The 22,508-nt window shown below is 71.0% G+C and carries 25 protein-coding genes and 1 pseudogene; 13 read left to right on the top strand and 13 right to left on the bottom strand.

Features of this window, described 5'->3' with window-relative positions; all coding sequences use genetic code 11:
* Window positions 1-24: 24 nt before the first annotated feature.
* Window positions 25-1,341 carry a carboxyl transferase domain-containing protein gene (locus tag AB0M56_RS32825; RefSeq protein ID WP_364183288.1) on the bottom strand — a complete coding sequence of 439 codons (1,317 nt, stop codon included), beginning with the start codon at window positions 1,339-1,341 and terminating at the stop codon, window positions 25-27.
* The gene (locus AB0M56_RS32820; protein WP_364183549.1) at window positions 1,338-2,759 is read right to left on the bottom strand and encodes an acyl-CoA synthetase; all 1,422 of its coding nucleotides are present in this window, start codon (window positions 2,757-2,759) and stop codon (window positions 1,338-1,340) included. The genes AB0M56_RS32825 and AB0M56_RS32820 overlap by 4 nt, the downstream gene beginning before the upstream one ends.
* A 156-nt stretch (window positions 2,760-2,915) precedes the next feature.
* Between AB0M56_RS32820 and tsaB the strand changes: the two genes are divergently transcribed.
* The 3 genes from tsaB to tsaD are packed head-to-tail and all read left to right on the top strand — an operon-like array spanning window position 2,916 to window position 5,106.
* Window positions 2,916-3,581: a tRNA (adenosine(37)-N6)-threonylcarbamoyltransferase complex dimerization subunit type 1 TsaB gene (tsaB, locus tag AB0M56_RS32815; protein ID WP_364183285.1), complete on the top strand. Its 666-nt coding sequence runs from the start codon at window positions 2,916-2,918 to the stop codon at window positions 3,579-3,581.
* Window positions 3,578-4,060 (top strand): ribosomal protein S18-alanine N-acetyltransferase, encoded by a 483-nt coding sequence (gene rimI, locus AB0M56_RS32810; RefSeq protein WP_364183283.1) that lies wholly within the window; start codon window positions 3,578-3,580, stop codon window positions 4,058-4,060. The genes tsaB and rimI overlap by 4 nt, the downstream gene beginning before the upstream one ends.
* Window positions 4,060-5,106 (top strand): tRNA (adenosine(37)-N6)-threonylcarbamoyltransferase complex transferase subunit TsaD, encoded by a 1,047-nt coding sequence (gene tsaD / locus AB0M56_RS32805; protein WP_364183280.1) that lies wholly within the window; start codon window positions 4,060-4,062, stop codon window positions 5,104-5,106. Before rimI ends, tsaD begins: the two co-directional genes overlap by 1 nt.
* 83 nt (window positions 5,107-5,189) lie before the next feature.
* On the opposite strand, the gene wecB is transcribed toward tsaD, so the two are convergent.
* The 3 genes from wecB to AB0M56_RS32790 form a co-directional block, all read right to left on the bottom strand.
* Entirely contained in the window at window positions 5,190-6,350 is a 1,161-nt protein-coding gene (gene wecB, locus AB0M56_RS32800; RefSeq protein ID WP_364183546.1) for a UDP-N-acetylglucosamine 2-epimerase (non-hydrolyzing), read from the bottom strand.
* 627 nt (window positions 6,351-6,977) lie between these two features.
* Entirely contained in the window at window positions 6,978-7,151 is a 174-nt protein-coding gene (locus tag AB0M56_RS32795) for an LPXTG cell wall anchor domain-containing protein (RefSeq protein WP_364183276.1), read from the bottom strand.
* Between the two features lie 21 nt (window positions 7,152-7,172).
* Complete coding sequence (locus AB0M56_RS32790; RefSeq protein ID WP_364183273.1) at window positions 7,173-7,937, bottom strand: choice-of-anchor P family protein; 765 nt, start codon at window positions 7,935-7,937, stop codon at window positions 7,173-7,175.
* Window positions 7,938-8,283: 346 nt separating this feature from the next.
* On the opposite strand from AB0M56_RS32790, the gene xrtP reads away from it, so the two are divergent.
* Entirely contained in the window at window positions 8,284-8,826 is a 543-nt protein-coding gene (xrtP, locus tag AB0M56_RS32785; RefSeq protein ID WP_364183270.1) for an exosortase P, read from the top strand.
* A gap of 53 nt (window positions 8,827-8,879) precedes the next feature.
* Window positions 8,880-10,208 (top strand): glycosyltransferase, encoded by a 1,329-nt coding sequence (locus tag AB0M56_RS32780; protein WP_364183543.1) that lies wholly within the window; start codon window positions 8,880-8,882, stop codon window positions 10,206-10,208.
* 49 nt (window positions 10,209-10,257) lie between these two features.
* Here AB0M56_RS32780 and AB0M56_RS32775 read toward each other — a convergent pair whose 3' ends face one another.
* The 6 genes and pseudogenes from AB0M56_RS32775 to AB0M56_RS32750 all read right to left on the bottom strand — a co-directional run bounded on the left by AB0M56_RS32775 (window position 10,258) and on the right by AB0M56_RS32750 (window position 14,592).
* Entirely contained in the window at window positions 10,258-12,177 is a 1,920-nt protein-coding gene (locus AB0M56_RS32775) for an N-acetylmuramoyl-L-alanine amidase (protein WP_364183268.1), read from the bottom strand.
* Window positions 12,178-12,275: 98 nt separating this feature from the next.
* Complete coding sequence (locus tag AB0M56_RS32770) at window positions 12,276-12,812, bottom strand: SAM-dependent methyltransferase (protein WP_364183265.1); 537 nt, start codon at window positions 12,810-12,812, stop codon at window positions 12,276-12,278.
* 10 nt (window positions 12,813-12,822) lie between these two features.
* Window positions 12,823-12,990 carry a hypothetical protein gene (locus tag AB0M56_RS32765; protein ID WP_364183263.1) on the bottom strand — a complete coding sequence of 56 codons (168 nt, stop codon included), beginning with the start codon at window positions 12,988-12,990 and terminating at the stop codon, window positions 12,823-12,825.
* Window positions 12,991-13,169: 179 nt separating this feature from the next.
* Window positions 13,170-13,556, bottom strand: a pseudogene (locus tag AB0M56_RS32760) (arsenate reductase ArsC); the annotation flags it as partial.
* Window positions 13,553-14,245 carry an MIP/aquaporin family protein gene (locus AB0M56_RS32755; RefSeq protein ID WP_364183260.1) on the bottom strand — a complete coding sequence of 231 codons (693 nt, stop codon included), beginning with the start codon at window positions 14,243-14,245 and terminating at the stop codon, window positions 13,553-13,555. The pseudogene AB0M56_RS32760 and the gene AB0M56_RS32755, both read right to left, overlap by 4 nt.
* Entirely contained in the window at window positions 14,242-14,592 is a 351-nt protein-coding gene (locus AB0M56_RS32750; protein WP_364183257.1) for a metalloregulator ArsR/SmtB family transcription factor, read from the bottom strand. Before AB0M56_RS32750 ends, AB0M56_RS32755 begins: the two co-directional genes overlap by 4 nt.
* A gap of 85 nt (window positions 14,593-14,677) precedes the next feature.
* On the opposite strand from AB0M56_RS32750, the gene arsM reads away from it, so the two are divergent.
* The 6 genes from arsM to AB0M56_RS32720 all read left to right on the top strand — a co-directional run bounded on the left by arsM (window position 14,678) and on the right by AB0M56_RS32720 (window position 19,527).
* Window positions 14,678-15,415, top strand: a complete 738-nt coding sequence (gene arsM / locus AB0M56_RS32745) for an arsenite methyltransferase (RefSeq protein ID WP_364183255.1) — start codon at window positions 14,678-14,680, stop codon at window positions 15,413-15,415.
* Window positions 15,416-15,443: 28 nt separating this feature from the next.
* Complete coding sequence (locus tag AB0M56_RS32740; RefSeq protein WP_364183253.1) at window positions 15,444-16,022, top strand: cadmium resistance transporter; 579 nt, start codon at window positions 15,444-15,446, stop codon at window positions 16,020-16,022.
* A gap of 214 nt (window positions 16,023-16,236) precedes the next feature.
* Window positions 16,237-16,530 carry a co-chaperone GroES gene (gene groES, locus AB0M56_RS32735; RefSeq protein WP_009072407.1) on the top strand — a complete coding sequence of 98 codons (294 nt, stop codon included), beginning with the start codon at window positions 16,237-16,239 and terminating at the stop codon, window positions 16,528-16,530.
* Window positions 16,531-16,627: 97 nt separating this feature from the next.
* Window positions 16,628-18,244 carry a chaperonin GroEL gene (gene groL, locus AB0M56_RS32730; RefSeq protein WP_364183250.1) on the top strand — a complete coding sequence of 539 codons (1,617 nt, stop codon included), beginning with the start codon at window positions 16,628-16,630 and terminating at the stop codon, window positions 18,242-18,244.
* A gap of 81 nt (window positions 18,245-18,325) precedes the next feature.
* Window positions 18,326-18,994 carry a hypothetical protein gene (locus tag AB0M56_RS32725; protein ID WP_364183247.1) on the top strand — a complete coding sequence of 223 codons (669 nt, stop codon included), beginning with the start codon at window positions 18,326-18,328 and terminating at the stop codon, window positions 18,992-18,994.
* A gap of 26 nt (window positions 18,995-19,020) precedes the next feature.
* Window positions 19,021-19,527 (top strand): PadR family transcriptional regulator, encoded by a 507-nt coding sequence (locus AB0M56_RS32720; protein WP_364183244.1) that lies wholly within the window; start codon window positions 19,021-19,023, stop codon window positions 19,525-19,527.
* A gap of 28 nt (window positions 19,528-19,555) precedes the next feature.
* Here AB0M56_RS32720 and AB0M56_RS32715 read toward each other — a convergent pair whose 3' ends face one another.
* Window positions 19,556-20,296 (bottom strand): 3-oxoacyl-ACP reductase family protein, encoded by a 741-nt coding sequence (locus AB0M56_RS32715; protein ID WP_364183241.1) that lies wholly within the window; start codon window positions 20,294-20,296, stop codon window positions 19,556-19,558.
* A gap of 94 nt (window positions 20,297-20,390) precedes the next feature.
* Between AB0M56_RS32715 and AB0M56_RS32710 the strand changes: the two genes are divergently transcribed.
* Complete coding sequence (locus tag AB0M56_RS32710) at window positions 20,391-21,044, top strand: TetR/AcrR family transcriptional regulator (protein ID WP_364183238.1); 654 nt, start codon at window positions 20,391-20,393, stop codon at window positions 21,042-21,044.
* Window positions 21,045-21,050: 6 nt separating this feature from the next.
* Here the strand turns inward: AB0M56_RS32710 and AB0M56_RS32705 are convergent, their stop codons facing one another.
* A complete protein-coding gene (locus AB0M56_RS32705; protein WP_364183236.1) occupies window positions 21,051-21,371 on the bottom strand; it encodes a WhiB family transcriptional regulator in 321 nt (106 codons plus the stop codon).
* 190 nt (window positions 21,372-21,561) lie between these two features.
* Here AB0M56_RS32705 and AB0M56_RS32700 point away from each other — a divergent pair, with 190 nt between their 5' ends.
* Window positions 21,562-22,503, top strand: coding sequence for a MerR family transcriptional regulator (locus tag AB0M56_RS32700; RefSeq protein ID WP_364183234.1), 942 nt, complete (start codon window positions 21,562-21,564; stop codon window positions 22,501-22,503).
* The last annotated feature ends 5 nt before the right edge of the window (window positions 22,504-22,508 follow it).

Genomic DNA, 22,508 nt, shown 5'->3' with positions numbered 1-22,508 from the left:
TATCACCGCGGGCGCAACACCGTTTCAGGCTTCCACGATCCCCCGCGCCAAGCCGAGTTCGACGAGGTCCTGAGGCCGTAACCGCAGCTGGTCGGCCGTGGCCGGAACCTCCGTCATCGGGCGTTTGAGGATCGCGGCGGCAGCCTCGGGCGAGGTGACGGAGAAGTAGGCGTCCGGCGCGATCCACGTGTTGTCCGGTGCCGCGAAGGCCAGCGCGCCGCCGGAGCCGCCCTCGCCGATGACGAGGGTGGTGATCGGGACGGCCGCGGTGGCGATCGCCTCGAACAGCGACGCGATCGCAGGGCCGGCGCCGCCCTCTTCGGCGTCGGCGTCGTTGGCGGCCCCCGGGGTGTCGACGAGCGTCAGCACGGGAATGCCGAGCCGCGAAGCCAGGCGCACGAGGCGGGCGGCCGTGCGGAAGCCCGCCGGACGCGTGGCGGTGCCGCACTGCGCGGCGAAGGCCACCGCACGGCCCTCGCGCAGGCCGAAGCCGCAGAGGACGCCGTCGTCGACCGCGCCGGTACGGTCGCCGCGAAGGGTTTCGTGCCAGTCGAAGTACGCGTCCACGTACGAAGCCGCGCGGGGGCGGCGCGATGACCTCGCGGCGCGGACAGCGTCCCACCCCGTCTCCGGCAGCGGTACCGAACGCAACGCGCCCGGGGGAGCAGCCGCCGAGGAAGAACGGGAAGTCAGCAACACCAGCCACCGCTCCAGCACCGACGCCAGCGAAGACGGCGACACCAGCTGATCGACCTGCCCCCACTCGTACTTCGCCTCGACCGTGTAGGCCTCCGAAGGCGACGTCGCCGGCCGCACGCGCGAGCCCGCGAACCCCACCTGCGCCAGCGGCAGCCCCAGGACCACGTCGGCGCTCGCGCCCAGCGTCGCCCAGCCGCCGCCGGTCGTCGGGTCGCGCAGCACGGAGATCTGGGCGACGCCGTCCGCCCGCGCCGCCGCCGAAGCGCGCGCGATCCGCTGCAGCTGGGACAACGCGCGCATGCCGTGCTGCATGCGGCTGCCGCCCGTCGCGATCAACGCCACCACCGGCAGTTTCCGCGACCGCGCCCAGGAAAAAGCGGCCTCCACCCGGTCACCGGTCCGTCGCCCGATCGACCCGCCGAGGAACCCGAATTCCCACACCACCAGCACCGCGGGCGTCGCACCCACCAGCGCCTCGCCGACGACCACGGACTCCGTCTCACCCGTCCGCGCCACGGCCGCCGCGTGGGCCTCGCGGTAGCCGGGCCAATCGAGGGGGTCGTCCACACCACTATCCACATCGGACAACTCAGTGAACCCGGTCGACACCTGCGCGATGACCTCGCGGGCCGAGGGCCTCACCCCAGCGCTCGCTTCAGGATCTTGCCCATGTCGTTGCGCGGCAACGCGTCCAGGTATCGCACGACTCGTGGCCGCTTGTGCGGCGCCAGCAGTTTCGCCACGTGATCCGCCAGCTCCGAAGCCGACGGCCGCGCACCGGCAGGCACCACCCACGCCACGATGCGTTCACCGAGATCGTCGTCCGGCTCACCCGTCACGGCCGCCTCGGCGACGCCTGGGTGCTCCAGCAGCGCGTTCTCGATCTCGCCGGCGCCGATCTTGTACCCGCCGCTCTTGATCAGGTCGGTGGCCTTGCGCCCGACGATCTTCACGTAGCCGTCGGCGTCGCGCGTCGCCATGTCGCCGGTGCGAAACCAGCCGTCGGCGAGCGCGGCGGCCGTCGCGTCGGGGCGGTTGAGGTACTCGGTGAACAGGTTCGGCCCGCGCACGTGGATCTCGCCGACGGTCTCCAGCTCGGTGATTCGGGAGCCCGCCTCGTCGACCAGCCGCAGCTCGACGCCCGCCAGCGGCACGCCGACCGTGCCCGGCTTGCGCTCGCCGTCGGCGCGGACGCTGGTGTTCATCAGCGTCTCGGTCATCCCGTAGCGCTCCACGACCTGCTGCCCGGTCGCCGCCGTGATGCGCTGGTGGTCGTGCACGGGCAGCGCCGCCGACCCGGACACCAGCAGCCGCGCGCCGCGCAGGGCCGAGGCCAGCTCGGCGTCGTCCGCCACCGTCTCCGCGATCCGGTGGTACATCGTCGGGACGCCGAACATCATCGTCGCGCCGCTGGTCAGCTCACGGGCGACGCCCTCGGTCGAGAACCGCCCGAGGTGCCGCACCGAGCCGCCCCGGCGCAGCGGGCCGAGGACGCCGAGGATCAACCCGTGCACGTGGAACAGCGGCAGCCCGTGCACCAGCACGTCGTCGCCGGTCCACTCCCACGCGTCCTCCAGCGCGTCCAGCGTGGACGAGATCGCGCGGCGGGGGAGCACCACGCCCTTGGGCGGGCCGGTGGTGCCGGAGGTGTAGACGATGAACGCGGGCGCCTCGGCGTCCGGCTCGTCAGCGGGCACGGACCCCGACCCGGTGAGCGGGATGTCGCGCCGCTCGAGCCCGGCCAGCCCCTCAGGCAGCTCGGCGCCGGCCTCGGCCAGCACAAGCGCCGGCGTGCTGTCGGCCAAGATGTGAGTCAGCTCGCGTTCACCGATCTTCGGGTTCAGCGGCACCACGGGCACCCCCGCGAGCAGCGCGGCGACCACGGCGACGCTGGTGTGCAGCGTCGGCGTCGCCCACACCGCGACCCGGCCGGCGGGCAGCTCGTTCGCCAGGGAACCGGCGACCGCGCCCAGCTCGGCGTAGGTGAGCGCCTGGTCACCGAAGCGCACCGCCTCCTTGCCAGAGCCGTCGGTGATCGCGGGGAACAGCGGATCGGGCACGGTGAGGACCTCCTGCGGCGCGGCGTCGGCGGGCGTCTCACCGGCACCGTACCGCGCCGTGACCTCGGCCACCTGCGACGCGATTCACACGGTTGCGGGGTTGCCCCTTCGGCCCGCCAGCCTGTCACTTCGAGACTGGACGTAAGCTGGGAAACCGTGCTGGTACTGGCGATCGACACCTCGACCCCGGCCGTGACCGCGGGCATCGTCGCCGTGGACGAGTCGGAACTGACCACCCGGGCCGACCGCGTCACGGTCGACCCGCGAGCCCACGGCGAGCTCATCACGCCCCACGCCCTCGCGGCGGCCGAAGCAGCGGGGGTGACCCTGCGCGACCTCGACGCGATCGTGTGCGGCGTCGGCCCCGGCCCGTTCACGGGCCTGCGCGCCGGCATGGCCACGGCCGCGGCGTACGGCCACGCGCTCGGCATCCCCGTCTACCCGGTCGGCAGCCTCGACGCGATCGCCGCCGAGGTGGTGCGCACCGACAAGCCGTTCCTCGTGCTCACCGACGCCCGCCGTCGCGAGGTGTACTGGGCCGAGTACGACGCGGCCGGCACGCGCGTGAGTGGTCCCCACGTTCAGCGGCCCGCCGAGGTCGAGACCACTTCCCGCGTCGCCGCGGGTGACGGTGCGCTGCAGTACGCCGACGCGATCGGCGTGGTGCCCATCGAGCCGCGGTTCCCGTCGCCGTCCGGGCTGGTCCGCGTCGCCCGCGAAGCCCTGCTCGCCGGCGCGACGCCCGAGCCGCTGACGCCGCTGTACCTTCGCCGCCCCGACGCCGTCGAGCCGACGGCCCGCAAGCGGGTGACCTCGCCGTGAAGCTCGACCGCCTGCGCCGCAGCGACCTGAAGCGCTGCGCGGAGATCGAGCAGGTGCTCTTCCCCGGCGACGATCCGTGGAGCGCCCGCGCGTTCCACTCCGAGCTCGACCAGGGCCACTTCTACCTGGCCGCGCGCACCGACGACGGCACCGAGCTGCTCGGCTACGGCGGCGTCGCCGTGGTCGGCCGCCGCGGCGAGTACGAGGCGGAGATCCACACCATCGGTGTGGTGCCCGAGGCGCAGGGCCAGGGCATCGGCAAGGCGCTGCTGCGCGCCCTGCTGGACCGCGCCGACGAGGTGTCGGCGCCCGTGTTCCTCGAGGTGCGCACCGACAACGACACGGCCGTCGGCCTCTACGAACGGCACGGTTTCGAGAAGCTCGGCATCCGGAAGCGCTACTACCAGCCCTCCGGCGCCGACGCGTTCACCATGGCCCGCCCGGCGCGGACCCCGGCACGAGATGAGGTGGCCGGCTGATGTCGCGCGTCATCATGGGTATCGAGAGCTCCTGCGACGAGACCGGCGTCGGCCTCGTCCGCCTGCACGACGACGGCGCGGTGGAACTGCTCGCCGACGAGGTCGCCTCCAGCGTCGAGCAGCACGCTCGCTTCGGCGGTGTGGTGCCCGAGGTCGCCAGCCGGGCGCACCTCGAAGCGATGGTGCCCACGGCCGAGCGGGCGTTCGCGACGGCCGGGCTGAAGCTGTCCGATGTGGACGCCATCGCCGTGACGGCGGGGCCTGGGCTCGCCGGTGCGTTGCTGGTCGGGGTGTCGGCGGCGAAGGCCTACGCGTCGGCGCTCGACGTGCCGCTCTACGGCGTGAACCATCTGGCCGGGCACATCGCCGTGGACACGCTGCAGCACGGGCCGTTGCCGTCGCCGGTGCTCGCGCTGCTGGTGTCCGGCGGGCACACGCAGCTGCTGCGCGTGGACGACATCGCGTCGAAGATCACCGAAATCGGGTCCACTGTGGACGACGCCGCCGGTGAGGCCTACGACAAGGTCGCCCGCGTGCTGGACCTGCCCTACCCGGGTGGGCCGCCGATCGACAAGGCGGCTCGGCTGGGCAACGGCTCGGCCATCGCGTTCCCACGCGGGATGACCGGCCCGCGCGACGCGAAGTTCGACTTCTCGTTCTCCGGCTTGAAGACCGCGGTGGCGCGGTGGGTGGAGAACGTCGAACGCGACGGTGGCGAGGTGCCGGTGAACGACGTTGCGGCTTCGTTCCAGGAGGCCGTGGCGGACGTGTTGACCGCGAAGGCCGTGAAGGCGGCGAAAGAACAGGGGATCGGGACCATCGTTATCTCCGGCGGCGTCGCGGCGAACTCGCGGCTGTCGGCGCTGGCGGCCGAACGCTGTGCCGCTGCGGGCATCGAGCTGCGCGTGCCGCGGCCCCGGTTGTGCACGGACAACGGCGCGATGATCGCGGCGCTGGGCGCCCACGTCGTCGCGGCCGGGCGGCCGACGGCGCCGTGGGAGTTCTCCGCCAACCCCGGGCTTTCGGTGGAGATCGTGTCACTTTAGTAATCCGGCCAAAAGCAGGCCGACCCCCACGCGGCAGGTAACTGTTGCTACGAAGCCATTCGGCCGTGACTGTGGTCGGATTACTAACGATCGGCACAGTAGGAGCGGGCCTGCTCCAGCGCGGTTTCGACGCCCAGCAGGCGCTCGATCGCGATGGTGGCCTTCTCGGCGGCATGGCCGTCGCCATAGGGGTTCGGCGTCTGCGCGGGGCACAGGCTCCCGGCCAGCAGCCGGGTCGCGGTGCCGATGATCTTCTCCGGATCCGTGCCCACCAGCCACGCGCACCCGGCGTCGACGGCCTCGCCGCGTTCCGTGACTTCGCGCAGCACCAGCACGGGCGTCCCGAACGTCGGCGCCTCCTCCTGGATGCCGCCTGAATCCGTGAGCACGAGCGACGCCAGCCGCAGCGCGCGCACGAGGTCGGGGTACTCGAGCGGCTCGGTGATCGTCACGCGCTCGACACCGCCGAGCGTCGCGGTGACCTGCGCCCGCACCGCCGGATTGGGGTGGACGGGGTACAACACCTGCACGTCCGGATGGGTTTCGACGATCCGCCGCACGGCGCTCAGGGTCTGGTTCAGCGGCTCACCCCAGGACTCCCTGCGGTGCGACGTCACCAGCACCAGCCGCTCCCCGGCCTCCGCGATCTCCATCTCCAGCAACGCCAGCGCCGGATCGTGCGCGGGCAGGTCGCGCGCGGTGATCGCCAGCACCGCGTCGACGACCGTGTTCCCGGTCAGCACGATCTTCTCCTCGGCGATGCCCTCCGCGCGCAACGCCTTCGCCGCGGCTTCGGTCGGCGCCAGGTGCAACGCCGCGATGCGTGCCACCATCTGCCGCGTGCCTTCTTCGGGGAACGGCGCGGTGAGATCGTTCGTCCGCAGCCCGGCCTCCAAGTGCACCACCGGGATCCTCAGCCAGAACGCCGCGAGCGCCCCCGCCAGCCCCGTCGTCGTGTCCCCCTGGACGACCACCGCCGCCGGCAGGAGGCTCCGCAACTGCGCGTCCAACGCCGGCAGCAGCCCGCTCACCAGCTCCGCCTGCGTCCCGCTCACCCGCGCCGGCACGTCCAGCCACGCGTCGACACCCAGCCCGAACGGCACCAGTGCCTGCTCCACCATCCCCTGGTGCTGGCCGCTGTGCACCAACACGGGCCGCACCCCGTCGCGCCCCTCGAGCGCCACAATCAGCGGCGCCAGCTTCACCGCCTCCGGCCGCGTGCCGGCCAGCAACATCACGTCCACGTGTCCCACACTTTCGAGTGTCCCGGAAACCCCAGCCCACCGACGTTCGAGCGAACGGCCGGGTCTTTCACCGCGCGCCACACACGCGTCGCAGCGAGGTGCGGCTGACGGGGGTTTTGTGCTGTTCGGTTGTGCGTACTGCTGCCGCGCGCCCTGAGGCTCCGCGGTTCGCGCCGTTGCCGGGCGACCGGCGGGTGCCGGTCGCCCGGGTCCTGCCGGTTGCCTGCGCCCACGCTGCTTGCGACGACTGCGCCGGGTGGTCGCCGAGGTGGCCTGGGAAGGTTCCCCAGGTTCGTATCCACCCCGGGACGATCGGCGCGTGCCGATAGTCGGCGCGCGGCGCCGGTCGATGGCGGCCGCGGTGGTACCGCCGTTGCGATCACGTGCGGGCGTTAGTTGTGGTCTTCGGTTCGTTGCCGTCGCATCGGCCCGGGAGCGCCGCGTGGGTGGCGCCGGCTCTGCGCGCAGCCGACGGTGGCGCCGCGATTGCTGTCGCTTGTGGCCGGTCGCCCTCTTTTTGTAGTTCGGCCTGTGAAGTGGCGCCGGGCTGCCCGTGGGGGCGAGCAGCCCGGCGCACGTATCGCGCAACCGTGGGCCACCGGCTGGATCCGGTGGCCCACGGCGCTGCTAACCGCGGGCGAACCGCCGGTTGCGGCGGTAGGCGGCGATCACCGCGACGGTCCCGAGGACCACGAGGAGCGCGCCGACCGTGATCCACCAGCCGACGTCGGCGCCGGTGGCAGCGAGGGTGCCCACGCCGCCACCGGCGACGCCGACGCCCGCACCTGGCATCTTGTACATCAGTCGATCACCCCGGACCGGTCAGGCGACCGAGCGACGACGGGTGAACCGCAGGCCGACCGGCACGGCGACGGCCGCGAGCACGCCGAGGCCCACCCACAGGCCGGCGCCCGACGCGAGCGGCATCGGCGGAGCGGCCGGGCCGCAGGTCGCCGACGACACGATGACGTCGCCGCTGCCGAGGGCGCCGACGACGCCGCCCAGCAGCTTCAGGTGCAGCGCGTTGACGGTGAGGCTGCCGTCCTTGTTCTTGATCTGCTCGTTGAGGATCAGCGTCGCCACGTTGACCGGGCCGAGGCCGACCTTGATCTGCGTGTTCGGCGCCGGGTTCGAGTCGACGTCGCCGACGCTGCCCAGATCGGCTCCGACCAGCGTGGAGCTGCCCTTGACCCCTTCCTGGGTCGCGGTGCAGACGGCCTCCACGGCCTTGATCCCGACGTTGCCCAGAGCCGCCTTCAGCAGCGGCAGCCCGACGTTGGCGGTGCTCGCCTTCGCCGTGACCGCGCCCGAGTTGTCGTCGCGGACGGCCGAGGTGTTGATGACCCCGGCGGTGAGGATCCCGGCGGCGTTGGCGCTGACCGTGCTGTTGCTCGTCGGTCCGTCGGTGTTCGCCGCCGCCAGCGGGCCGAGCTTGACCGCGGACGCGCCGAGCAGCTTCACGTCGACGTTCACGCCGTAGGCGGAGCCGTCACCGGGCGCCGCCGAAGCCGGAACTGCTCCGGCGAGGGCGATGCTCGCCACCACAGCGGCGAGCATCCCGCCTCGTCGCAAGAGGTGTTTCTTCACTGGTCCTCCGATTTTTGTCAGGGCGAGCCGGTGCACGGACGAATCCCGCTGAACAAGAGTCGGCACGCTGACCGAATATCGGTGGCGTTGCCGGAAATGGCACACAATTCCGGGGAGACCACCGTATCGGGTGGTTTCGCCGGACCGGTCCCCACGTCGGTGCGGGCATCACCTGAACGGCCTAGCAAGGTTCTCGCCATTCGTGCCGAAAGGCGCTGGGAGATCCCTGATAAGGGGGATACCTGTCGAAAGTTCCGGCACCCCTGTCCTACGCTGGCGCCGGGGTCCGCCGTTCTTCCGAACGTTTCCGGCTGAGAGGGTCGTCGTGGCAGTAGCGAACACACCTGTGTCCCCCGTCTCCCGGTTTCCGCTGCGTATGGCGGTTCTCGGGGTGGTCGCGTTCGGCGTGGTCCTCGTGCTCGTGGAGCGGTCCTACCGCGAACTGGAAGTGCAGCTCGCGGGCGCGATACTGAGGGTCATCACCTCATCGGGTGTTTATGTGGCCGGTAGTCGCGAATCTGTGTACTTCGGGTTGACCGGCGCTACTCCGTTCGGGTTGAGAATGACCCCGGAATGCTCTTCTGTATTCCTCTTACTGCCACTTCTGCTCGTGACCGCGGTGCTCCTCTACTTCCGCCCGCAGAATGCGCGACGACTGTTTCTCTCGCTGGTAATTTCCGCGATCGCCGTCATTCTCGTGAATCAGTTGCGTATTCTCACCATCGTCGGTCTGGTCCACGCACTGGGCACCGACGAGGGCTACTACTGGGGCCACACCCTGCTCGGCTCGATGGTCAGCGTCCTCGGCGGCGCGGTGTCGCTCGTGCTGTTCGTCTGGCTCGCGACCCGCAGGACGAAGGCGGAGAAGAACCAGGGCACCGCCGCGTGAACGACACCGGCTTCAAGGTCCTGCTCTCGATCACCCAGGCGTTCGCGCTGACGATGAGCGTCGCGTTCGTCGTCTACGTCGCGATGATCGTGGTGCCCTACCTGCGCCGAAAACCGGCCCCGGTGGGCAACCCCGAAGCGTTCGCCTGGCACTTCTTCGTGCCGTGCCGCGACGAGGAAGCCGTGATTCGGGAGACCGTGCGCTACCTGCGCACCACCTTCCGCCGCGCGCACGTGTGGGTGGTCGACGACGACTCCGACGACCGCACCGCCCGCGTCGTCCGCTCGGTCTGGCGGCGCAACGGCGGCTACGACCCCAACCTGCACCTGGTGGCGCGCAAGCGCCCCGAGGCGCGCACGGGCAAGGGCGACGCCCTCAACGCCGCCTACCAGGCCCTCAACGAATGGCTCGAGCCCGGCACCGATCGCGACCGCGTGGTCGTGGTGGTCGTCGACGCCGACGGCCGCCCCGCCGCCAACTGCCTCGAAGTCTGCGCGGCCGAGCACCTCTTCGGCGACGAGAAGATCGGCGCGGTGCAGCTCGACGTGCGCATGAGCAACGTCCGCACCCGCCCGCCGGGGCACACCTGGTTCGCGCGCGCGTTCGGGCTCAAACTGGCGCAGCTGCAGGACCTGGAGTTCCGCACGGCGATCGCCGCGATCCAAACGTCCCGCGGCTTCACCGGCACGATCTCCATGGGCGGCAACGGCCAGTTCACCCGCCTCGCCGCCCTCGACTCCATCGGCGGCGACGAGCACCAGCCCTGGCGCGGCTCCCTGCTGGAGGACTTCGAGCTCGGCGTCCACCTGCTCACGGCCGGCTGGCGCACGGGCTTCACCCCGGATTCCCATGTGGCGCAGGAAGGCCTCTACAGCCTGCGGCGTTTCCTCGTGCAGCGCACACGCTGGGGCCAGGGCACGATGCAGTGCTCGCGGTACCTGCGCCGCATCTGGGACTCGCCGCACGTGTCCACTTTGGGCGCTGCGGAGATGATGTACTACCTGGCGCAGCCGTGGATGCAGCTGCTCGGCTCGCTGCTCTACCCGGTGCCGTTCATCCTCCTGCTGGTGACCACGGCCGGCGACCCGTCGCAGGTCTGGACCTGGTTCACCGGCGGCGCCTGGATCCTCTTCGCCATCTACGGCTCGTTCGGCCTGCTGCCGTTCGTGGTGTGGGGCCCGATCTACCAGATGAAATGCCTGGGCAGCAAGAACATCTTCCGCGGCCTCGGCATGGGCCTGCTGTACGCGGCCTACATCTACACCTTCTACATCACGTCCTGGCGCGCCGTGATCCGCCTCGTGCGCGGCCGCAACGGCTGGTCCAAGACGCGGCGCAACACCGAGGTCACCAGCGGCGTGAAGGTGGCGCTGGACAGCTGAGACGAGAGAAGGGCCCCTCCGCGGAGGGGCCCTTCTTCGTTGTGCAGACTCAGAAAGCCGGCTTCAGCACCACGTCGTCGAGGTTCACGTACTCGACGCGGTGTCCGAACTGCACTTCCACGTACTTCATCTTGCCGCGCACCACCACGTGGTCCGACACGTCGAACGTCGTCGCCGAGTAGTACTCCGACGGAACGACGCCGCCGACGGAGTACTTCTGGCCCGCCGCGAACGTGTAAGGCATGGGCGCCAAGGCCTGCACCGCGACGTTCGCCGGGTAGGCCGACGCCTCCGGGAACGCCCGCCCGTACACGGGGATCGTCGCCTTGCCGGGTTTCGGCGTGGCCACGAGACCGCTCGCCGGGACCACGGTGTTGCTCGGCAGCCAGCCCTTCTGGCCCAGATACCAGATCGCGGTCCAGCCGCCCTGGCGTCCGGCCACGGCGTACTGCTGGCCGGTGGCCACGCGGCTGCCGACGTCGGAAACATCCATAGTGGACGGTCCGGTTCCGTGCAGCCCGGCGTCGGACAGCAGGGGAGACGCGGCGTCCGGCGCGGTGTGCAGCACCACGGCCTCCGAACCGCGCGCGGCGCACGGGGTGCCGGAGCCGATCTTGTCGCAGCCGGTGAACACGGGCTGGTTGGCGGCGAACTTCGGCGCGATCGTCACCATCGGCGAGCCGGCCCGGCCGGTGGCCTTGATCGGCGCGCCCAGCAGGTCGAAGTAGTGCGACCAGTCCCAGTAGGGGCCTGGGTCCCAGTGCATGCCGGCGATCGTGGCGGGCGTGGTGCCCGGCACGTTGTCGTGGCCGATGATGTGCGCGCGGTCGAGCGGCACGTCGTAGCGCTTCGCCAGGTAGCCGACGAGCTTCGCCGACGACCGGTACATCGCTTCGGTGTACCAAGTGCCCTGCGCGGCGAAGCCCTCGTGCTCGACGCCGATGGACTTCGCGTTGACGTACCAGTTGCCCGCGTGCCAGCCGACGTCCTTCGTCGGCACGTGCTGCGCGATCAGGCCGTCCTGCGAACGCACGGTGTAGTGCCACGCGAGGTAGGTCGGGTCCTGCGCCAGGGCGAGCGCGTCGTCCCAGTAGCCCTCGGTGTCGTGGATGACGATCGTGTTGATCTTCTGGCTCTGCGGGCGGTTCGCGATGTCGTGGTTGCCGTAGTCGCCGCCGGGCAGCTCCTGGTAGGGCGCCGGCACGGACTCGCAGGCCACGGACTTCGGGCATTCGGTGGCGGGCGGGGCGTCTGTGCGCAGGCCCAGCCGCTCGGCCTGTGCCTTGTCAGGTGCGACGCCGGGGGTCGCGGCGAGCGTGACGGCCTGGCCGTCGTCTGTCGTGCGCGTCTCGCCGGTGGCGATGGTGCTGTAGACCTCGTCGGCGAAGGTCTGTGCCGCCGTCACGTCCTCCGAGCCGCTGTACGCGGCGACGGCGCCATACCAGTCCTTCGCGTCTTCGCTGCGTACGCCGAGCTTGCGCTGGTACTCGGCCAGCAGGGCCGCGCCGCCGCGGACGTTCTGCTTCGGGTCGGTGCGCAGCGTCGCCGCGTCCGTGTGCAGCAGGGCGGCGGCCTGGTCCACGGTCTGCAGGCCGGGCGGGATGGCCGCGGGCTGCTGCGTCGGCTTCGGGTGCAGCGCCGGCCGGGCGTCGTCGCCGCGCGGGTCTTCGCCGTTCTGGTCGAACTCACTGGTCACGACGCCGGCCGTGCGCAGATCCGTGAGGTGCATCGGCCCGTAACCGGCGGCGGTGCTGGGCGTACCGGCGTTGTAATCCCAGCGAGACTCCAGGTACGAGACGCCGAGCAACACGTCCAGCGGGACGCCGAACTCCTGCGCGGCGCTCGCGAAGTCCTGCTGGCGCTGTTGGTTCGCTGGTTGGGCTTGGGCAGGTGCCGACGTCGCCAACGCGACCGCCAGCAACCCCGCCCCGCCCGCGACGGCCAGCCGCCGCGTAACGGAGTGGAACATCGGTGGGACCCCCAGGTGTCGGTGCTTTTCCGGCAAAACTTAACCAGAAACGGCGGCGCCTCGTAAGCCTCCGCGACGGCGGTTTCGCCCAGCGGTCGTCAGCGGCTGATCACGAGCACGAGGAAGCCGTCGAACGCGGGTTGCTCCTTGAGCGCGCCGTACTTCGCGGCCCAGGTCCCGTCGGCGAGATCGCTGGTCAGCTTGCGGGTGAAGCGCTCCTCGGCCGCTTCGTCGACAAAGCTCCACGCCGAACACGCCTGACGCGCCGCCGGCTCCAGCAGCATCTCCGGCCGCGCGAAGTACGCCTCGTTGAACCCGTCGACGCAGTCGTGCGGCACCGGCACGGGCACGACCACGGTGTCGCCCAGGTACTTCGCGATCTCGCCGATCGCCGGGTACCTTCGCGCCTCCGTGTCGAGTACTTCCGGGGCGTACTCGTACAACCAGAAGTCCCGCACCCGATCGGGATCGCAGGTCAGGATCACGACGGGACCCTTCGTGACGCGCCGGACCTCGCCCAGCCCCTTCGCGAGATCCGGCCACTGGTGCACGGTGAACGTCGCCATGGCCGCGTCGAAACTGATCTCGCCGTAGTCCGCGTCGCCGGCGCTGCCGTCGGCCAGCCTGCTGCTCACGGGCGCGAGCCTAGCGATCTTCGGCCGCGCTCAGGCGATATTCGTCCAACAGCCGGAAGAACACGTCCAGCGGGTCCTCGTCCCCGGCGTGCCTCTCGATCGCCGCGGCCCAGCCCAGTGACATCGACCAGCCGGTTCGCCCGCGGACCCACTCGGCGAACGGTCCCGTCGGCTCCATCACGAACTCCTCGTCCACCCAGTGCACGAACAGCGCCGCGCTGTACCCGACGAGGTAGGTCTGCAGCTCCTGCAACGACCCCTTCCGCACCCACATCCGCGGCCGCAACCGGACCTGGTCGAGCAGGTCCTCGCGTTCCGGCACTCTTCGAGGAGCTTGGGCCGCCCGCCGCCGTAGGTAAGTTCGCGGACGAGCGCCCGCACACGGTTGCGGATCTCGTCGCGGATCACGCGGACCTCGGCGAGGGTTTTGCCCGCCGGGTCGTCGAGCGCCCAATCGCGGTAGGTCTTGCCGGGGAACACGGGGCAGGCGTCGCCGCAGCCCATGGTGATGACGACGTCGGACGCTTGCACCGCGTCGGCGGTGAGGACCTTCGGCGTCTCCGCGGTGAGGTCGATGCCGACCTCCGCCATGGCCTCGACCACGACGGGGTTGAGGCTGTCGGCCGGTGCGGACCCGGCCGAGCGCACCTCGACGAGGTCACCGCCGAGGTCCGCGAGGAACGCGGCGGCCATCTGCGACCGGCCCGCGTTGTGCACGCAGACGAACAGCACGGACCGAGTCATGACAGGGCCTCCTGAGGGGTACGGGCAACGCGGAACAACAGCGCGACGAGTCCGATGCCGACTGCGGCGCCGACGACTTGCGCGGCGACGAACGGACCCACCGAACCTGGCGCGATCCCGGCGAACGTGTCGGTGAAGGCGCGCCCCACGGTCACCGCCGGGTTCGCGAACGACGTGGACGAGGTGAACCAGTAAGCGGCGCCGATGAACGACGCCACCGCCACCGGTGCGTGGTGCCCGCGTCCGGTGCGGTCGAGCCCGAAGATCAGCACGAGCAGCCCCGCCGTCGCCACCACCTCGCCGAGCCACAGATTTCCGGTCGCACGGTCGTGCCCGGACCACTGAACGAGCGGGCGGGCGAACATCGCGTTGGCCAGGATCGCGCCGCCGATGCCGCCGGCAAGCTGCGCGGGCACGTAGGCCGCGACGTCGCGCAACGCGAACCCATCGCGACGGGTGAGCCAGGCCGCCAGCGAGACCAGCGGGTTGAAATGCGCGCCGGACACCGGCCCGAACAACGCGATCAGCACACCCAACCCGAAAACGGTGGCCAGCGAGTTCGCGAGCAGCTGCACACCGACGTCACGCGACAGCTCGGCGGCCTGGGCGCCGGAGCCGACGACGACGGCCGCCAGGGACGCCGTTCCGATGGCCTCGGCGACGGACCGCCGCCAGACCGACGTGGTCACCGTTGCGGCGCGCGCAGAACAGCCGCGAGACGCTCCATTGTGGACGGAAGAGCCCAGTAGTACACCCACGTCCCTCGTCGCTCGCAGTCGATCAAACCGGCCTGGCGCAACAGTTTCAGGTGGTGCGAGATCGTCGGCTGCGCAAGGTCGAACGCGGGCGTCAGCTCGCACACGCACATCTCGCCGCCCTCGCGGGAGGCGATCATCGACAGCAGCCGCAGCCGCACCGGGTCGCCGAGCGCCTTGAACACGCGGGCCAGCTCGGCGGCTTCGGCTTCGGCGAGCGGTGCGGAGGTCAGTCCCGCGCAACACCCCGCGGACTGGTCGACCAACTCCTGCATTGACATCTTTCTATATTGACATCCGCCGATCCAAGGCACAAGCTTATTTCCACAAACATCGATACAAGCTGATCCAGCAAGGAGAAGCACGATGACCGACCTGCGCGAAACCGTGCGACAGCGCTACGCCGCGGCCGCTCTCGAAGTCACCTCAGGTGGGGCCGGGTGCTGCGGCCCGTCGCCGGTCGAGGTGGACGAGAAGTTCGGCTCGACCCTCTACGCCGCCGACGAACGCGACGCACTTCCCGCCGATGCCGTCGCCGCCTCCCTGGGCTGCGGCAACCCGACCGCCGTGGCCGACCTCCGACCCGGCGACCACGTCCTCGACCTCGGCTCCGGCGGCGGCATCGACGTCCTGCTGTCGGCCCGCCGTGTCGGGCCCACCGGCAAGGCCTACGGGCTGGACCTGACCGACGAGATGCTGGCGCTGGCCACCGCCAACGCCGCCAAAGCCGGCGCCACGAACGTCGAGTTCCTGCGCGGCGCGATCGAGTCCATCCCGCTGCCCGCGAACACCATCGACGTCGTCATCTCCAACTGCGTGATCAACCTGTCCACCGACAAACCCGCCGTCTTCGCGGAAACCTTCCGCGTCCTCAAGCCCGGCGGACGGATCGGGGTGTCCGACGTCGTCTCCGACGACACCCTCAGCCCGACCCAGCGCGCCGAACGCGGCGACTACGTCGGCTGCATCGCGGGCGCCCTGTCCTTCGCCGAATACCGCCATGGCCTCGAAGCGGCCGGCTTCACCGGCATCGAGATCGCCCCGACCCACCCCATCGCCGACGGCATGCACTCCGCGATCATCCGCGCCACCAAACCCGCCTGACCGACCGGATCCTGGCACTGTCGCAAGGGTGAACCTGACCGTCGTCGGCCAGGCCGTGGGCCTGTTCGCCGTGACCAACGTCGACGACCTCCTGGTGCTGGCCCTGTTCTTCGCCCGCGGCGCGGGCCTTCCCGGCGCGACCCGAGCCGTCGCGATCGGCCAGTACCTCGGGTTCCTGGCGATCCTCGCCGTCGCCGTGGCGGCCGCATTCGGGGTGACGTTCCTGCCGGCCGGCTTCGACCCGTACCTCGGCCTGCTGCCGATCGCGCTGGGGATCCGCGCCGCCGTCCGAGCCTGGCGCCACCGCGGCGACGACGGGGAAACCAGCCGGCCCGGCCGCCCGCGGGCCCTCGAAGTCGCCGCCGTCACGTTCGCCAACGGCGGCGACAACATCGGCGTCTACGTCCCCGTCTTCGCCACCGCCGGACCGGGCGGCACGATCGTCTACGCGGTCGTGTTCCTCGTGCTGGTCGCCGCCTGGCTCGCCGCCGGCCGCCACCTCGCCACGCGCCCCGCCGTCGCACGGGCGCTCGCGCGCTGGGGCCACATCGTCCTGCCCGCCGTGCTGATCGGCATCGGCCTGCTCATCCTGACCGACGGCGCCTAGCCGCGGGTGGCGGAACCAGTGCGAAACAACCCCCGGTCAGCCCGCTTCGCCGAGGATTCCCCCACGTCAGATGGACCCTCCTTGCAATGCTGGCACTCCCATGGCTAGAGTGCTAATCGAACGGCCCGAACACGCCCGGCACCCGCGACGGCGGGGGTGGTAGGAGCCGTAAGTCATCCTGCCGACGCTTTCGACGACCGTGGAGGTCAACCCGGTGAGCGTGAACATCAAGCCGCTCGAGGACAAGATCGTTGTCCAGACGAGCGAGGCCGAGGAGACGACCGCTTCCGGCCTCGTCATCCCCGACACCGCCAAGGAAAAGCCCCAGGAGGGCAAGGTTCTGGCCGTGGGCCCGGGCCGGATCGACGACAAGGGCAACCGCGTGCCGCTCGACGTGGCCGTGGGCGACGTCGTGATCTACTCCAAGTACGGCGGCACCGAGGTCAAGTACAACGGCGAGGACTACCTCATCCTCTCCGCCCGCGACGTGCTGGCCGTCATCAACTGACGTCCGCTCGAAGCGCATGACGCCCCGGGCCCCGCACAAGCCGGGGGACGGGGCGTTCTTGCGTTCAAAAACCCCTGAAAGGTAAGCGGAACACGCTATGCCCAAGCAGATCAGTTTCGACGAGGACGCTCGTCGCGCGCTCGAGCGCGGGGTGAACAAGCTCGCCGACGCCGTCAAGGTGACCCTCGGCCCGCGTGGTCGCCACGTCGTTCTGGACAAGAAGTTCGGCGGCCCGACCATCACCCTCGACGGCGTGACCGTCGCCCGTGAGATCGAGCTCGACGACCCGTTCGAGAACCTCGGCGCGCAGCTGGCCAAGAACGTGGCCACGAAGACCAACGACGTTGCCGGTGACGGCACGACCACCGCCACGGTGCTCGCCCAGTCGCTGGTCAAGCACGGCCTTCGCAACGTCGCCGCCGGCGCCAACCCGACCTCGGTCGGCAAGGGCATCGAGGCCGCGGCCGAGAAGGTCATCGAGGTCCTCAAGTCCAAGGCCACCCCGGTCAAGGGCCGCGAGAACATCGCGCAGGTCGGCACCGTCACCTCCCGCGACGCCACGATCGGCCAGCTGCTCGGCGAGGCCGTCGAGCGCGTGGGCGAGGACGGCGTGATCACCATCGAGGAGTCGTCGACCCTGGCGACCGAGCTCGTGATCACCGAGGGCGTGCAGTTCGACAAGGGCTTCCTGTCGGCGCACTTCGCGACCAACCCCGAGGACCAGAAGGCGATCCTCGAGGACGCCTACATCCTGCTGTCCCGCGAGAAGATCTCGGCGCTGGCCGACCTGCTCCCGGTGCTGGAGAAGGTCGTCGAGGCCAAGAAGCCGCTGCTGATCATCGCCGAGGACGTCGACGGCGAGGCGCTGTCCACTCTCGTGGTGAACTCGCTGCGCAAGACGATCACCGCCGTCGCGGTCAAGGCGCCGTTCTTCGGCGACCGCCGCAAGGCGTTCCTGGACGACCTCGCGTTCATCACCGGCGGCGAGGTCGTGTCCGCCGAGATCGGCGTGAAGCTGTCCGAGATCGACCTCAGCTCGCTGGGTCGCGCGCGCCGGATCGTCGTCACCAAGGACGACACCACGATCGTCGACGGCGCGGGCTCCAAGGACGCCATCACCGGCCGGATCGCGCAGATCCGCAAGGAGATCGAGACCACCGACTCCGACTGGGACCGCGAAAAGCTGCAGGAGCGGCTCGCGAAGCTCGGCGGCGGCGTGGCCGTGATCAAGGTCGGCGCGGCCACCGAGACCGAGCTCAACGAGCGCAAGCACCGCATCGAGGACGCCGTGGCGTCCACGAAGGCGGCCGTCGAGGAGGGCATCCTCCCCGGCGGTGGCTCGGCTCTGGTCCACGCGGTCAAGGAGCTCGAGGGCGACCTCGGCCTGACCGGTGACGAGGCCACGGGCGTCCGCATCGTCCGCGACGCGCTCACCGCCCCGCTGTTCTGGATCGCGACCAACGCGGGCCACGAGGGCGCGGTCATCGTGAACAAGGTCCAGGAGCAGAGCTGGGGCCAGGGCTTCAACGCGGCCACCGGTGAGCTCACCGACCTGATCGCGGGCGGCATCGTCGACCCGGTCAAGGTGACCCGCTCCGCGGTCGCCAACGCCGCGTCCATCGCCCGGCTCGTGCTCACCACGGAGAGCGCCGTGGTCGAGAAGCCGGTCGACGAGGAACCCGACGCCGGCCACGGCCACGGTCACTCGCACTAGTTCCACCAGCACGCCGAACCGGGGCGGTACTCCCTTCCGAGGGGGTGCCGCCCCGGTTTCGTGTGCGCCAAGGGATCTGCCGTGAACCTCGCCACTTCGCTCGACGTCGACGGCGACCGCGCGACCTACGAGGTCCGCACGAATGTGCAGCTCTACCAAAATCGCTTGGTGCACCTGGGTTTCGCGCCCGCAGGCGACCGGTTCCTGCGCACGCTGTCCGCCACCGGCGACGTCCGGCGCACACACGCCAACTTCGCCCGCCACCTCGAGGAAATGCTGCTGCAGAGCGTCCGCCGCCGCCCGGTGCCGTGGGAGGACGCGCTGGAGATCTTCCTCGATCGCGTCGAAGGCAGCCGCCTGAGCTGGTTCCTCTACGGCTCCGGCGCCTTGGCCGTGCGCGGGATCGACGTCGGCCCCGGCGACCTCGACTTCTCCGTCGTCGACGCCCACCTCGCCGGCAGGCTCTTCGAAGACCTGCTCGTCGAGCCGGTCACCGAGTTCACGGGCTGGGTCGCCGACCGTGGCGGGCGGGCGTTCGCGGGCTGCGTGATCGAGTGGATCGCCGGCGTCCACGAGACGGGTGAGCCCCACGAGCAAAGCCCCACCGGTCGCCTCGACCACGTGCGCCGGCGCGGACACGACGTGCCGGTCGCGCCGCTCGACCTGCAGCTCGCCGTCAGCCGGCGCCGTGGCCTGACCGATCGCGTGCGGAAGATCCTGGCCGCCGGTTTTCCCGACGCCGTCCAGTAGTCTCAATGTAACTACTGGAGGCGCCGATGACTTCGGGAACGCGAGAGCTTTCCGCCACGGCCTACGTGGTGCTCGGCATGGTCGCCCAGCTCGGCGTGACCACGCCGTACGCGGTGAAGCAGGCGTTGCGCCGCTCGATCGGGCGGTACTGGCCCATCCCGCACGCGCAGCTGTACGCGATTTCCGGCCAGCTGCAGGAACAAGGCCTGCTCGAAGGTGCCCAGGAGACGTCCGGCCGCCGCCGCAAGACCTACTGCGTCACCGAAGCTGGCCATCGCGTGCTGCGGGAGTGGCTGAGCCGGCCCGACGCCGAGCCGGCCGAGATCCGCGGCGTGGCCTGGCTCAAGCTCGCGTTCAGCGACCTCGCCGACCCCGAGAGCCTTTCGCTGCTCGCGGCCGAACAGGCCGAGCAGCACCGCAGCCGCATCGCCCGGCACGGCGCCGCCGCGTCCGACCACGCCACGCAGCTGGCCCTCGAGCTGGACCGCGCCGCCCTCCGGTTCTGGACCGGACTGGCGGCGCGGCCACGGTGAGCGCCGGCCGGAACCGGCGCCCCGCGGCTCAGGCGGTGAACCCGCCGTCGACCGTGATCGCCGTGCCCGTCAGGTAGCGGCCGTCCGGGCCCGCCACGTGGGCCACGGTCGCGGCGACGTCCGCCGCTTCCGCGTAGTGACCGAGTGCGATGTGCGGCACCTGGGCCGCCGAAGCGGGACCGTCGACCGGGTTCATGTCGGTGTTGGTCGAGCCCGGGTGGACCACGGTGGCGGTGATGCCCCGCGGCCCGAGGTCGCGCGCCAGGCCGCGGGTGAAGCCGATCAGCGCCGCCTTGCTCGCCGAGTACAGGCTCATGCCGGGGAACGGCACGCGCTCGGCAAGGTCGCTGCCGATCGAGACCACGCGGCCGCCGCGGGGGAGGTGCTTCAGCGCCGCCTGCGTGGCGACCAGCACGGCGCGCACGTTCACCGAGAGCGTGCGGTCGATGTCGTCGAGCGAGAGCCCGTCGAGCGGCCCCGCGATGGAGATGCCCGCGTTGTTGACCAGGATGTCGAGCCCGCCGAGCTCCTCGGCGACACGGTCGACGGCCGAGGTCACCGCGGCGGCGTCCGCGGAGTCGGCCTGCAGCGCGAGGCCGCGCCGGCCCTGTTCCTCGACCTCGGTGACGACCTTGGCCGCCTTGTCCGCCGAGCGTTCGTAGGTGATGGCGACGTCGGCGCCGTCCGCGGCCAGCCGCTTCGCGATCGCCGCGCCGATGCCCCGGCTGCCGCCTGTCACCAGGGCGACCTTGCCGTCCAGCGTTCCCATCAGAAGGTTCCTTTCTGTATCGATGACTACATAAAAGACGCCGTACGATGGCGTCGTCAAGTTTTTCTGTATCGCTCACTAAAGAAGGTGGTCCATGTCACCGCGCGGCCGGCCGCGCGCGTTCGACCGGGAACGCGCGCTCACCGAGGCCATGTTCGTCTTCTGGGAGCGCGGCTACGAGGGCGCCTCGCTGGCCGACCTCACCGGCGCGATGGGCATCAACCCGCCCAGTCTGTACGCGGCCTTCGGTGGCAAGGAGGCGCTGTTCCGCGAAGCGGTGGAGCAGTACAGCGCCACCTACGGCAGCCACACGCCCCGCGCGCTCGCCGAAGAGCCGACGGCCCGCGCCGCCGTTGAAGCGATGCTGCGCGACAACGTCCGCGTGTACGTCGATCCTGCGCACCCCACCGGCTGCATGGTCGTGCTCGCCGCCACGAACTGCTCGCCCGCCAACCGGCCCGTGTGCGAGCTTCTCGGCGAGGCCCGCGCCCACGTCCGGGACCTGATCCGCACCCGGCTGAGGCGCGGCGTCGAGGCCGGCGAGCTGCCGGAGACCACCGACGTCGAAGCGCTCGGCGGCTACTACGCGACCGTCCTGTTCGGCCTGTCCGTGCAGGCCCGCGACGGTGCCGGCCTGCCGGAGCTCACGGCGGTCATCGACACCGCCCTCACGTGCTGGCCGGAAAACCCCGGAAACGACACCGGGGCGATGTCCGAAGTGGACACCGCCCCTGTCGCGAGTTCGTGATCGCGCTCAGCCGCCGGACATGCTCAGCACTCGTTTGTCCTGTTTGATCAGGTTCTCCCGCTCGGACTCGGACAGTCCGCCCCAGATCCCGTAGGGCTCGTGCACGGCCAGTGCGTGCCGCCGGCACATGTCCAGCACCGGGCAGGCCAGGCAGACCGCCTTCGCCCTGGCCTCGCGGCGTGCCCTAGCCGGCCCCCGCTCGCCGTCCGGGTGAAAGAACGCCGCGCTGTCCATCCCCCGACACGACCCCTCCAGCTGCCAGTCCCACATGTCCGCGTTGGGACCGGGAAGCCTGCGCGTGTCTGCCATCCTGACCGCCTCCGTCATCCGGTCGATGCCATTAGCTGCTCTGCTGTGGTGCCGATACTCCATTCGGTGCAACGGCGGTAACGTTAGAAGCGCGCCAATAGTTGTTCAAGGGCTTCGGGATGATTCAGCCGTTAGGCATCCCCCGGAATGGTGAGCAGGGGTTTTGGCTCCGGTTGCCGTGACTCTCGCGGGCCTGGATATTGGCCGGGTGGGATCCGGAGCGCGTGAAGGAGAACCCACCCTGCCGGTGGCCTCGGTCGCTCGCCGGCTCGGGGTCGCCCCGTCGACCCTCCGTACCTGGGACCGTCGCTACGGGCTGGGCCCCAGCCGCCACACCGACGGCCGGCACCGCCGCTACGGCAGCTCCGACATCGACCGCCTCGAGCTCATGCAGCGCGCCCTCCTCCGCGGCGCCTCGACGGCCGAAGCCGCCCGCTACGCGCTGCAGCAGATGCCGCGCGCGGAGATCGTCCAGCCCGCTGACGAACTCGCGACCCCGGCACACGCCGCGCCCGCCGACGGTGAGGTCCCGTCGCGCCTGGCCCGGCGCCTGAGCACGGCCGCGCTGGCCATGGACGTCGGCGCCGTGCAGCGCATGCTGGCCGAGGCGCTCGACGAGCTAGGCGTGCTCGCCGCGTGGTCGGGCGTGGTCGAGCCGGTGCTCACGGCGCTCGGCGCGCGCTGGCGCGGGGTCAGTGCCGGCGCCGAGGTCGAGTACCTGCTGGCCGAGTGCGTGTACGCGGCGCTCGTGCGCGCGACGCCCGTGCTCGACGCGCCGCTCAACCTGCGTCCGGTGCTGCTCGCGTGCGTGCCGGAGGAACGGGACACCATGCCGGTCTACGCGCTCGCGGCCGCGCTGGCCGGGCGGCGGATCGGCGCGCAGCTGTTCGGCGTGCCGCTGCCCGCGGAGGTCCTGGCGGTGGCCGTGCGACGCAGCGCGCCCGCCGCGGTGGTGCTGTGGGCGCACCGGCGCGATGTGGGGGACCCGCGGCTGTTCGCGCGGGTGTCGCGCGGCCGCCAGCGCAGCCGGTTGTTCGCGTGCGGGCCCGGCTGGGACGTCGCCACGCTGCCCGACAAGGTCGAGCTGCTCGCCGATCTGCCCGCCGCCGCGGGCCGCGTCGAGCACGTTCTTGTCGGGGCGGGGCGCTAGAAAGG

This window comes from Amycolatopsis sp. NPDC051372 (assembly GCF_040682095.1).
Taxonomy (GTDB): domain Bacteria; phylum Actinomycetota; class Actinomycetes; order Mycobacteriales; family Pseudonocardiaceae; genus Amycolatopsis.
Note: the sequence above shows the minus strand (reverse complement) of the source record. Positions and strands in the feature narration are given on the sequence as shown.